We start from the raw sequence: 12224 nt of genomic DNA on the forward strand, positions 1-12224 counted from the left end.
ATTACACACTCCAGAGTATCTGTACCGTCCAGCCGGCACAAGCGATCAACCACAGCATGGTGGCAATTTGCAGGGTCATGCGGAGGCCAACGCTTTTCACGTAGTCCATCCAGATATTGCGTACGCCGACCCATGCGTGGTAGAACAGGGCGACAAACGTCACCAGGCTGAATAATTTGAACCATTGCTGTGCAAACAATCCTGCCCAGCCTTCATAGCTGAAGTTGCTACCGGTCAGGAAGGCGATCAGCAGGATGGCGACGTAGGCCACCATGACGAGGGCGGTGACGCGTTGCGCCAGCCAGTCGCGCAAGCCGTAATGGGCGCCGACGACGAGGCGTTTCGGTCCGATGTTATTGTTTGCCATTAAAATACTCCAAACAGTTTCAAAGCGACCAGAGCGGTCAGTACCAGGCTGATCACCAGAACGAACTTGGCGGTATTGCGCGCTGGCTCTTTCTCGGCGGCGACGTGCACGTCCATGAGCAAGTGGCGGATGCCAGCGCAGAAGTGATGCAGGAAGGCCCAGACCAGACCCAGCGTGATCAGCTTGACGAACCAGTGCGAGGCGATGCCCTGGAAGTAGGCGTAGGACATTTCGGAACGCAGGCTCAGTTCCAGCATGTACAGGATGCACGGCAGCAGGGCGAAAATGATGATGCCGCTGATACGATGCAGGATCGAGACGATGGCGCCGATCGCCATGCGGTAGTTCGACAATTCGGTAACATGGATGTTACGGAATTGCGGCCGTTCTTTTTTTGGTACTTCTCTTACGGCTTCAGACATAACAAAAACCTCCCCTTTGAATTTCAACTAAATATTGAAGCCGCGATTTTCGCCGATTTTCGCAACCGATACCAATATCTATTGTTACATATAACCAAAATGGTTTTTTACTACAAAATACCGCGCTACTTTCCGTAGTTCACGTAATTTAATTACAGAATCGCCGGCAAAACACGGCCCGCCGGGGCGGGCCATGCTGTCGCTGCGCTTTCCGTTGTCTCCGCTGCCCGCCTTGCGGCAGGCATCTTGCAAGCGATGCACTTCAGCCTTGCTGCTTGTTCGGACGCCCGCGGGCGCCCCGCCGCTTCAGCTGAGTTCATTCTGATAATGATGGCGACTGGTCAGGTACAGGCCCCGGCGCAGTTCCACCGGCTTGTCGCCGTAGGTAAACGACACGCGCTCGGAACTGAGCAGGGGCGTGCCGAGGTCGATATTTAACAATTGCGCGGCGCCCGCGTCGGCGCACACGGCGCGGATCTGTTCGGACGCGCGTATCATGCGCGTGCCAAATTCCGTCTCAAACAGGCCGTACATGGGACCCTTGTATTCCACCAGGCGTTCGGCCGTCAGACCCTTGAAGATCAGGCCGGGCAGCCACAGCTCTTCGACGATGGTCGGCACGCCGTCGAAATACTGCACGCGCTTGATGAAGATGACGGCGTCGCCGGACTTCAGATCCATCAGGCGCGCCACGTCGGCTGGCGCGCGCACGCGCTTGACTTCGATAAACTTGCTTTCAGGATAATGCGGTACTCCTTCGTCCGGCACCAGGCGCAGGAAGCGGAAATGCGCGCGCGCCTCATGATGGGTGGAAACGAAGGTGCCCTTGCCCTGGCGCCGCATGACGAGGTTTTCGGCGGCCAGTTCATCGATGGCCTTGCGCACCGTGCCCTGGCTGACCTTGAAGCGCCCTGCCAGCTCGACTTCGCTGGGAATCAGTTCGCCCGGCTTCCATTCGCCCGATTGCAGGCTTTGCGTGATGAGCGCCTTGATCTGCTGGTACAGGGGGCTGAAGGTGGGCGATGCAGTCGCGGCAGGCGCGGCCACGGCAGCAGTGGTATTCACGCTGGCAACAGGGGTGGCGGCAGTGCCGGCCGCTGCAGCAACGGGCGTGGCCGGGGTGCCCGCGGTCGGACTGACCGCCCCGCTTGCAGCAGTGGCATTGTTGGTCAGATTGGACGAGGCGGAATTCATAGTCCGACATTTCAACACAAATCACTGCCCGCGTCCAGTAAAAGACTCGTAGTTATCTGTCTTATATAAGACATAAGATATGATTGACAGATGCAGATCAGGGGCCTAAACTGCCCTCGATAAAACTTGTGAGCCAGCGTTTTATGTTGTCGGCCAGCCACTCTGGCCTCGTGCAGCACAAGCGTGACGGCAGCGTACACCAGCAATTCGGTGGCGCGGGCCGGTTTTGGTATCATTATAGTTTTTCCGGATAAGCGTAAGCCCAGCTTCAAGCCCGTTTTCTTTCCCATTTTTGGAGATTCATCATGGCTAAAACCCCAATGCGTGTTGCAGTGACCGGCGCCGCCGGCCAGATCGGCTACGCCCTGTTGTTCCGCATCGCCAATGGCGACATGCTCGGCAAAGACCAGCCTGTCATCTTGCAACTGCTTGAAATCCCGGACGAAAAAGCCCAGAAGGCGCTCAAGGGCGTGATGATGGAAATCGACGACTGCGCATTCCCGCTGCTGACGGAAATGACCGCCCACTCCGATCCGCTGACCGCATTCAAGGATGTCGACGTGGCCGTATTGGTTGGCGCGCGTCCGCGCGGCCCAGGCATGGAACGCAAGGACCTGCTGGAAGCGAACGCCCAGATCTTCACGGTACAAGGCAAGGCGCTCGACGCCGTCGCTTCGCGCAATGTCAAAGTGCTGGTGGTCGGCAACCCTGCCAATACCAACGCCTACATCGCCATGAAATCGGCGCCATCGCTGCCAGCGAAAAACTTCACCGCCATGCTCCGCCTGGACCACAACCGCGCGCTGTCGCAAGTTGCTGCCAAGACCGGCACCGCCGTGAAAGACATCGAGAAGCTGACCGTCTGGGGCAACCACTCGCCAACGATGTACGCCGACTACCGCTTCGCCACCGTGAACGGCAAGGCTGTGAAAGACCTGATCAACGACCAGGAATGGAACGCCAACACCTTCCTGCCAACCGTCGGCAAGCGCGGCGCCGCCATCATCGAAGCGCGCGGCCTGTCGTCGGCAGCGTCGGCAGCGAACGCCGCCATCGACCACATCCATGACTGGATGCTGGGCACCGCCGGCAAGTGGACCACCATGGGCGTTCCTTCGGATGGCTCGTATGGCATCCCTGAAGGCACCGTATTCGGCTTCCCGGTCACCACCGACAACGGTGAGTACACCATCGTTCAAGGCCTGGAAATCGATGCATTCTCGCAAGAGCGCATCAACCTGACCCTGAAAGAACTGACGGAAGAACGCGAAGGCGTGAAACACCTGCTGGCCTAAGTCCAGTTTTGGCGGCGCGGCAATGCGCCGCCCGCCAAAGAAGGCCGCCCTGCGAGATTCGCGGCGCGGCTGTTTTATCAAGTAGTTTTTACCTGCAGAAATGCCTTAAGCATGCACCCTTCCGAGGTTTTATTCCAAGGCAAACGCCAGCCGCTGTTGCTCGCCGCTTGCGACCACTACGCCGGCTCTGAAAAGCTGATGCGTAAATCGATTGCTTTGCAACAAGAGCTTGGCCCCCTGTTCGACATCACGTTCGACTGCGAAGACGGCGCCAGCGCCGGCAATGAAGAATCCCACGCTCTGATGATCGCGGGCCTGCTGGCCAGCGACGAGAACCAGTTCAACCGCATCGGCGTGCGCGTGCACGACGTCGACAGCCCGTTTTTCGCGCGCGACGTGGAAATCATCTGCACCGCCGCCTCGCGTCTGGCCTACATCGCCGTGCCCAAGGTGGGCGGCGTGCAGGATGCCATGCTGGCCATCGACCTGATCAACCTGCACGCGCGCCGCGCCGGCCGCGACAACCTGCCCGTGCACATCCTGATCGAGACGCATGGCGCGCTGCGCGACGCCTATGCGATCGCCGCCCTGCCCCAGGTCGAATGCCTGTCCTTCGGCATCATGGATTTCGTTTCGGCCCATTACGGCGCCATTCCCGCCGCCGCCATGCGCACGCCGGGCCAGTTCACGCACCCGCTGGTGGTGCGCGCCAAGCTGGAAGTGGCGGCCGCCTGCCATGCGCACGGCAAGGTACCGTCGCACAACGTGACGACGGACGTGCGCGATTCGGCCGTGGTGGCCAACGATGCCCAGCGCGCAACAGCCGAGTTCGGCTACACGCGCATGTGGAGCATCCACCCGGACCAGATCAAGCCCATCATCAAGGCCTTCACGCCGCGCCTGTCCGAAGTCAACGAGGCCAGCAACATCCTGAATGAAGCGCTGCGCGCCAACTGGGGACCGATTGCGCAAAATGGCCGCTTGCACGACCGCGCCAGCTACCGATATTATTGGACCGTTTTGCAACGCGCCAAACTGGCAGGCCTCGGCCTGCCCGAGGCGGCCGCTGCATTACTCAACGCCCCCTCTTCCAGCACCACTGAAAACTGACAGGAATTACACGATGTCCCTCTCCAAATTAGCAATTGCCTGCAGCGTCGCGCTGGGCGCCATGACCCTCACGCTGGCGCCAGCCAGCTTCGCCGCCACGGATACCAAGGAAGCGGCAAACGCCAAGGCGGTCAAAGCCAAGGCCAAGCCGAAAGCCAAGGCCACCAAGGCAAAGGCTGCCGCCAAGGAAGCGCATCCGCTGGCCATGTCCATGGTCGACAAGGAAGAGTCCGACGAGCCGGACACCGCAGGTTCGGCCTCCACCGATTTCAATTGTGAACTTGGTAATAAAATTACCATCTACACCAATGCTACTGACGACAAACACATCGCCCTGCGCTGGAAGAAGCGCCTGCACCGCCTGAGCCGCGTTGGCACCACCACCGGCGCCAACCGCTTCGAGAACCGTTTATATGGTCTCGTCTGGATCGGCATCCCGGCCAAAGGCATGCTGCTCGATTCCAAGCAGGGCCGCCAGCTGGCCAATGAATGCAAGGATGCGGAGCAAGCCAAGCCGGCGGCAGTGGTGGAAGCCGCGCCATCGCTGGGCGTGCTGCCGGCCACCGGCGGCTGATGTGCGTAGCAAGGGCCTCTTCGGGGGCTCAGTCATGTTTTGTAATTTGAATAATCAATAAATAGACGATACCCAACAAGGAGAGGTCATGTCCCGCAACACTCTGAACACGCTCAAGGACTTTAATATTTCGGATAGCAAGAAGGGCAAGCTGTACTCCCTGCCTGCACTGGAAAAAAGCCTGGGCATCAATGTCTCCCGCCTGCCAGTGTCGATTCGCATCGTACTCGAATCGGTATTGCGCAACTGCGACGGCAAAAAAGTCACCGAAGAACACGTCAAGCAATTGGCGAGCTGGGGCCCGACCGCCGAGCGCACCGACGAGATTCCGTTCGTAGTGGCGCGCGTCGTGCTGCAAGACTTCACCGGCGTACCGCTGCTGGCCGACCTGGCAGCCATGCGCAACGTGGCCGCCAAGATGGGCATCAACGCCAAGAAGATCGAACCGCTGGTACCAGTCGACCTGGTGGTCGACCACTCGGTGACCATCGATCACTACCGCGAAAAGAAAGCGCTGGACCTGAACATGAAACTGGAATTCTCGCGTAACAACGAGCGTTACCAGTTCATGAAATGGGGCATGCAGGCATTCGACACCTTCGGCGTCGTGCCACCAGGCTTCGGCATCGTCCACCAGGTCAACCTGGAATACCTGGCGCGCGGCGTGCACCACGCAGGCAAGAAAGCCGGCGACGTGTACTACCCTGACACCCTGGTCGGCACCGACTCGCACACCACCATGATCAACGGCATCGGCGTGGTCGGCTGGGGCGTGGGCGGCATCGAGGCGGAAGCCGGCATGCTGGGCCAACCGGTCTACTTCCTGACGCCTGACGTCATCGGCGTGAACCTGTCGGGCGCGCTGCGCGAAGGCTGCACCGCCACCGACCTGGTACTGACCATCACCGAATTGCTGCGCAAAGAAAAAGTCGTCGGCAAGTTCGTCGAATTCTTCGGCGAAGGCACCGAGTCGCTGACCCTGACCGACCGCGCGACAATCGCCAACATGGCACCGGAATACGGCGCCACCATGGGCTTCTTCCCGGTCGACGAAGCCACCATCGATTACTTCAAGGGCACCGGCCGCAGCAAGGCTGAAATCGCCGCGTTCGAAGGCTACTTCAAGGCGCAAAACCTGTTCGGCGTGCCAAAAGCCGGCGAGATCGACTACACCCGCGTGGTGGAACTGAACCTGGCCACGGTCGCTCCGTCGCTGGCCGGCCCGAAGCGCCCGCAAGACCGTATCGAAATCGGCAACGTGAAAGCGAACTTCGCCGAACTGTTCGCCAAGCCAACCACGGAAAACGGCTTCAACAAGAACCCGGCCGACCTGGCTGCCGTGTACGAAACGACGAACGGCGTGAAAGTGTCGAACGGCGACGTGCTGATCGCCGCGATCACCTCGTGCACCAACACCTCGAACCCGAGCGTGATGCTGGCTGCCGGCCTGCTGGCCAAGAAAGCCGTGGAAGCCGGCCTGAAAGTCGCTCCGCACATCAAGACCTCGCTGGCCCCCGGCTCGCGCGTCGTGACCGAGTACCTGACGGCTGCCGGCCTGCTGCCATACCTGGAAAAACTGGGCTTCGGCGTGACCGCCTACGGCTGCACCACCTGTATCGGCAATGCGGGCGACCTGACGCCTGAGCTGAACGCAGCCATTGCCACGCACGACATCGTCGCGTCGGCCGTACTGTCGGGCAACCGCAACTTCGAAGCGCGTATTCACCCGAACATCCGCTCGAACTTCCTGGCTTCGCCACCGCTGGTCGTCGCTTACGCCATCGCCGGCAACATGACGCGCGACCTGATGACGGAACCTGTCGGCAAGGGCAAGGGCGGCAAGGATATCTACCTGGGCGACATCTGGCCGACCTCGGCTGAAGTCTCGGCCATGATGAAGTTCGCCATGAATGCCAAGGTGTTCAAGGACAACTACGCCGACGTCAAGGGCGCACCAGGCAAGCTGTGGGAAAAAGTCACGACCGTGTCCGGTCAAGTCTACAACTGGCCGAAATCGACCTACATCGCGGAACCACCGTTCTTCGACAACTTCTCGATGACGCCAGCGGCAGTGGCCACCGGCATCGAAGGCGCGCGCGCACTGGGCGTGTTCGGCGATTCCATCACCACCGACCACATCTCGCCAGCCGGCTCGATCCAGGAAAACGGTCCTGCAGGCAAGTGGCTGAAGGAAAACGGCGTCCTGAAAGCGGACTTCAACTCCTACGGCTCGCGTCGCGGCAACCATGAAATCATGATGCGCGGCACGTTCGCCAACGTGCGTATCAAAAACCGCATGATCCCTGCCAAGGCGGACGGTTCGGCGGTCGAAGGCGGCATCACGATTCACCAGCCTTCCGGCGAACAGATGTCGATCTATGACGCAGCGATGAAATATGTTGCTGAAGGCACGCCAACCATGGTCTTCGGCGGCGAAGAGTATGGGACGGGCTCGTCGCGCGACTGGGCGGCAAAAGGTACGCAACTGCTGGGCGTGAAAGCCGTGATCACCCGTTCGTTCGAGCGTATTCACCGCTCGAACCTGGTGGGCATGGGCGTGTTGCCGCTGCAATTCATCGGCGACGACAGCGTGCAAACCCTGGGCATCACCGGCAATGAAACCTTCGACCTGAAAGGCCTCGAAGGCGAAATCAAGCCACAGCAACTGGCCACCCTGGTGATCCACCGCGCCGACGGCACCAGCGTCGACGTAAAAGTGCTGCTGCGCATCGATACGCCGATCGAAGTCGATTACTACAAGCATGGCGGTATCCTGCCATTCGTGTTGCGTCAACTGCTGGCCGAGTAATCAGCCCAGCTGTGAGGCAAGATAAAAGCGCCGGTTCCGACCGGCGCTTTTTTTCGTCCCTGCGCCCCGTTCCGACTTGAAATTCCGACTATTGGCATGATCTGAGGATAGCTTACGTATTGCGTGCGGCTGAATCCTCTACAATACGGTTATAAGGGTTTATCATTGTTTGACTGATCCATTTTTTTCACTTTCCGAGACTCTTATCCCGCCATGCGTCGTCCTTCCAAAGATTCATCCCATAAACTGACTGCCGACAGCCAGCGCCTGGTCACCTTTGCCCAGGCGATCGTACAGGCAGCCAGCCGTCTCGAAGAGCGGTCCTGGGAACACAGCCTGGATACGCAGCTCCAGAAATTACTCAAAACCGGCCACCAGGACACCATCGACAACACCCTGGGCAGCCTGTTCAAGGAAGACTTGAACGCCTACGACGTGCTGATGGACTGCGTTGAAGCCGTCAGCGAATCGACCGTCATTACGCATGAAGACGTGCGCTACGACGCCCTGCTGGTCGCCGTACCCATCCTCGCGTGGACGCGCTTTTCCATCGCCTCCGGCCCCATGGCCGGCGACGCGCACGGCGTGCTGTCGGCGCATTTCGCCGCCCACCTGCTGGCCGACGGTACGAAGATGGCCATGGCGCCCACCCTGTATTCGATCGACCAGCTGCCGCGCAGCCACGTCGAGACCTATGCCAAGACGCAGAAGCTGGCACTGGCCGCCCTGAAGGGCACGGCCGTCAAGCCGTCGGCCAAAGAGGCGGAAACGGCGCCCTTCCTGGCCGACACGCGCTATCTGCTGGTGGCCGTGGTGGCCCCTGCTGGCGCACCGCTGTTCCGCTGGCAGACGCCGGCCAGCCAGCTCGACTTCATCGCCGAGCGCAGCGCCGCCCTGGAACAATGGCGCACGCAGGCCACGCCGACGATTGCCCGCCTGCTGCCCGGCTGCGGCCTGGAATTGCTGCTGCCGGAAGCGTATTACGTGGCCTGCCGCGAAGCGGACAAGCTGATACGCCCCGTCTCCGTGCGCGCCGCCGTGCACTACCTGACGCACACGCTGGCCATCGAGCCGTCGGAACTGCGCGCCGTCATCGCCGGTTTCGGCGAGGAAGCGGCCGATGGCCAGGTGGACGAGTACCGCATCGCCTTCACCCTGCGCCAGGCGCCGGACGTGATCTACGGCATCGTCTGGCCTTTATATGGCCAGGAAGACGAGGATGGCACGCCGATCGAAGGCCTGATCCAGGTCGGCATCGCCGCGCTGGACAAGCAAAAGACGCCCGTCGATGAAATCATCGAGCACCTGAACGCCGCAGGCGTGACGCAGATCAAGCGCCACGCGGAACGCTTTGTCGGTGAATACTGCGACGATTGCGGCGCGCCCCTGTTTGCCGATCCCGTGGGCGAACTGGCGCATGCGGAAATGCCGGAAGATACGCCGCAAGGCACGGAACACTTCCATTGATGCTGTAACGGTGTTGTCGGATTACGCGCTGCGCGCTAATCCGACCTACGCTGCTGGCATAGGCCGTAGGTCGGATTAGCCGGTACGGCGTAATCCGACAACACCCCTGATGCAAAAAAGGCGGAACCGAGGTTCCGCCTTTTTCATTACAACGTCCAGTAATCCACCATCACCACTGCGAAAACGGGTGGCGGATCAGATTCGCGTTGTAGTAGCGAGCGTCGCCGGACACTTCCGCGCCGATCCAGTCGGGCTTCTCGAACGGCTGGTCTTCCGAGGCCAGTTCGATCTCGGCCACCACCAGGCCCGCATTCGCGCCCAGGAACTCGTCGACTTCCCACACCATGCCCGCATGTTCGATGCGGTGGCGGACCTTTTCGATCAGCGGCTGTTCGCACAGGCCGTCGAGCAGTTCGGCGGCATCGGCCAGCGGAATCGGATACTCCCACTCGCCGCGCGTCGCGCCCACGTTCGCGCCCTTGATGGTCAGCATCGCCTGCTCGCCTTCGATGCGCACGCGCACCACGCGCTCGCGCGCGGACGACAGATAGCCCTGGCGCAGCAGGACCGCCTGGCCCAGGCCGCGCCAGGCGTCGCCGGCAAGCAAAAATTTACGCTCGATCTCGATACCCATGAACAACGCCGTTCAATCCAGCGACAGCAGGATAGGCTGCAGCATGGCCGCGCCCAGGGCCGCGCTGCGCGCGCCGTTCCAGCCGACGGCCGGATCCGGCAAGTCGGCGTTTTCCTTGAACGGCATTTCCAGCGTCAGCGCCAGGCAGCCGAAGTGGTGGCCGATGTATTTCGACGCCAGGGTCAGCATGTCCGATTTGTACTTGCTGGCCGCATAGCCGAACTTGTCCTGGAAATCGGGGCTGGCCTGCTTGTAGCGCTCGATGAAGGCCTTCTGGTGCGCCGCTTGCGCCGGCGTGAAGTTTTCCAGCATTTCATTGCCGGCCACAAAGTTGTACGGCAGCGCTTCATCGCCATGGATGTCGAAGAACATGTCGACGCCCGTTTCATGGATCTTGTTTTTCACGCACAGCACTTCCGGGCTCGATTCCAGCGAAGGCGTCATCCATTCGCGGTTCAGGTTGGCGCCTGCCGCATTCGTGCGCAGATTGCCGCGGATGGAGCCGTCCGGATTCATGTTCGGCACGATGTGGAACACGGCGCGCTGCAGCAGTTTGCGCGCGATCGGGTTGGCATCGTCCAGCAGCGAGTCGATCAAGCCTTCGACGAACCATTCGGCCATCGATTCGCCCGGATGCTGGCGCGCGATGACCCAGATCTTCTTTTCCGCCTGCGGGTTGCCGATGGTCACCATGTTCATGTCGCGGCCGTCAACCGTGCTGCCCAGGTCGGACACGCGCGCCAGCGGATGCTCGGCCACTTCGCCCAGCAGGCGCAGATGGCGTTCCCACGAATACGGCTCGAAATAGGCGTAATACACGCTGTCGAGTTCCGGCGTGTGCGAGATCGTCATGACCTGACCGTCGAACGAGGTCGGCACGCGGAACCAGTTTTCGCTGTCGTAGCTGGCCACGGCCTGGTAGTCTTCGTAGCCGGCCGGATAGGTGGCCTGGCCCGCGTTCAGGAAACGCATCGTGCATGCCTGGCCACGCGCGCCCTGCAGGCGGAAGTGGAACCACTGGTGGATGTCGGCGTGGCTATCCTTGCGCAAGTTCAGGTCGATGGCGCCGGCACTGGTGGCGCTCACCACGTCGATGGCGCCCGAGTCGAAGTTCTGGCTGATTTTAATGGTCATGTAATGATCCCGTCCGAATGTAAGTGTTCCGGCGTTGCCTCGTGGGCTGGCGCCGGCGCGCTAAGTAACCCCCAATAAATTCTTCTGATTTCTAGTCTCCACAATCGGCGCGCTGCTGTGTTGCCCACCTAGCAGTGCTCGCACTGCGTCGCGGCGAGCGCCTTGCATCGCATCCGCTTCTGTTCGCTATAAATTCACAATAATTTCCCGGGGATTACTTAAAAACGCAGTGTAAGCTATCCCGCTATTTTCCGCCCTTTGGCCCCATTCGCAAAGCCTGGCCAGGCGATTTATGCACCAATCCGGGGCATCGATGGAAAAGTGCCGGGCAAAAGCGCGAAAAATCGGTCAGCTGTTGCATCTACCGGACAAAAAACTGATTTGTAACAGCCGCTGACACATTGGCGCTCAATCGCCCCCCTATAATTCTTGCTTTCATAGAGTCGCCAGGAAAGAGTCGTGGACAAGAAGTTAACTAATATCCAGGAAAGAAAGTTACGCGAGGCTCAGGCGCGGCGCGAGCACATCATCGACGTCGTCAAAGATCTCATCAAGAAAGGAGGCGCGCGCGCCGTCTCCATCCGCAAGGTAGCCGAGGCGGCCGGCTTTTCCACCACCGTCGTGTACGCCCTGTTCCGCGACAAGGCCACCCTGATCGCCCAGGCCATGGACAAGGACTTGCTGGAACTGGTGCGCGCCATGCGCACGGCCTGCGCCGCCAGCACTGAGCCGTGGGAACGCATCCGCCTGGTCGGCCGCGCCTACATCGAGTACGGCTTCCAGCATCCCGACGAATATTCGCTGATCTTCATGGAGCTGCGTCCGCATGCGGAGCTCGACGCCGTCGAAGTCGAACACGGCAATATCGAGCAGGATCCGTACGCCTATGCGCTGCACCTGTTCGGCGAACTGGCGCAGGCGGGCCTGGTGCGCCAGGACGAGCCGGCGCTGCACACGATGACGCAAATCTTCTGGCAATCGCTGCACGGCCTCGTCTCGCTGCGCATCGTCATGGATGCGGGCGACCCATGGACGCCGCACCCGGAAATGAACGCGCATATCGACGACTTGCTGGCCGTGGTCACGGCAGGCATCCGTTTACGCTTTGCACCGGCTTCCTGACGTTTGATCCAGCGCAAACCGTCCCGACAGAAAAGGCGGACAGTGGAGTGAAGCCGCCTGCGCTGGTGCAGCGCGGCTCGCGCGAAGGAGGGCGAG

11 protein-coding genes are annotated in these 12224 nt (G+C 60.6%); 6 read left to right on the forward strand and 5 right to left on the reverse strand.

Translation table 11 applies throughout. The features are described from left to right. Window position 1: 1 nt before the first annotated feature. The 3 genes from sdhD to O3297_RS13750 all read right to left on the reverse strand — a co-directional run bounded on the left by sdhD (window position 2) and on the right by O3297_RS13750 (window position 1983). Window positions 2-367 (reverse strand): succinate dehydrogenase, hydrophobic membrane anchor protein, encoded by a 366-nt coding sequence (gene sdhD / locus O3297_RS13740; RefSeq protein WP_034789102.1) that lies wholly within the window; start codon window positions 365-367, stop codon window positions 2-4. After that, the gene (gene sdhC / locus O3297_RS13745; protein WP_034789105.1) at window positions 367-789 is read right to left on the reverse strand and encodes a succinate dehydrogenase, cytochrome b556 subunit; all 423 of its coding nucleotides are present in this window, start codon (window positions 787-789) and stop codon (window positions 367-369) included. Before sdhC ends, sdhD begins: the two co-directional genes overlap by 1 nt. A gap of 306 nt (window positions 790-1095) precedes the next feature. Further along, window positions 1096-1983 (reverse strand): GntR family transcriptional regulator, encoded by an 888-nt coding sequence (locus O3297_RS13750; protein WP_081345455.1) that lies wholly within the window; start codon window positions 1981-1983, stop codon window positions 1096-1098. 305 nt (window positions 1984-2288) lie between these two features. Between O3297_RS13750 and O3297_RS13755 the strand changes: the two genes are divergently transcribed. The 5 genes from O3297_RS13755 (at window position 2289) to O3297_RS13775 (ending at window position 9238) form a co-directional block, all read left to right on the forward strand. Next, entirely contained in the window at window positions 2289-3278 is a 990-nt protein-coding gene (locus O3297_RS13755; RefSeq protein ID WP_034789110.1) for a malate dehydrogenase, read from the forward strand. A 111-nt stretch (window positions 3279-3389) separates the two neighbouring features. After that, the gene (locus O3297_RS13760; protein WP_034789112.1) at window positions 3390-4388 is read left to right on the forward strand and encodes a CoA ester lyase; all 999 of its coding nucleotides are present in this window, start codon (window positions 3390-3392) and stop codon (window positions 4386-4388) included. Between the two features lie 13 nt (window positions 4389-4401). Further along, the gene (locus O3297_RS13765) at window positions 4402-4962 is read left to right on the forward strand and encodes a hypothetical protein (protein ID WP_034789113.1); all 561 of its coding nucleotides are present in this window, start codon (window positions 4402-4404) and stop codon (window positions 4960-4962) included. 88 nt (window positions 4963-5050) lie between these two features. Then, window positions 5051-7771 carry an aconitate hydratase AcnA gene (acnA, locus tag O3297_RS13770; protein WP_070254090.1) on the forward strand — a complete coding sequence of 907 codons (2721 nt, stop codon included), beginning with the start codon at window positions 5051-5053 and terminating at the stop codon, window positions 7769-7771. A gap of 213 nt (window positions 7772-7984) precedes the next feature. Next, window positions 7985-9238, forward strand: a complete 1254-nt coding sequence (locus tag O3297_RS13775; RefSeq protein WP_151096574.1) for a DUF2863 family protein — start codon at window positions 7985-7987, stop codon at window positions 9236-9238. A 169-nt stretch (window positions 9239-9407) separates the two neighbouring features. Here O3297_RS13775 and O3297_RS13780 read toward each other — a convergent pair whose 3' ends face one another. Then, window positions 9408-9872, reverse strand: coding sequence for a CYTH domain-containing protein (locus O3297_RS13780; RefSeq protein WP_070282242.1), 465 nt, complete (start codon window positions 9870-9872; stop codon window positions 9408-9410). Window positions 9873-9884: 12 nt separating this feature from the next. Next, on the reverse strand, window positions 9885-11006 hold the full coding sequence (locus tag O3297_RS13785) for a M14-type cytosolic carboxypeptidase (protein ID WP_034789119.1): 1122 nt from the start codon (window positions 11004-11006) through the stop codon (window positions 9885-9887). 459 nt (window positions 11007-11465) lie between these two features. Between O3297_RS13785 and O3297_RS13790 the strand changes: the two genes are divergently transcribed. After that, complete coding sequence (locus O3297_RS13790; protein ID WP_070282084.1) at window positions 11466-12128, forward strand: TetR/AcrR family transcriptional regulator; 663 nt, start codon at window positions 11466-11468, stop codon at window positions 12126-12128. Window positions 12129-12224 lie beyond the last annotated feature (96 nt).

This window comes from Janthinobacterium sp. SUN128 (genome assembly GCF_030587275.1).
GTDB classification, from domain to species: Bacteria; Pseudomonadota; Gammaproteobacteria; order Burkholderiales; family Burkholderiaceae_D; genus Janthinobacterium; species Janthinobacterium lividum.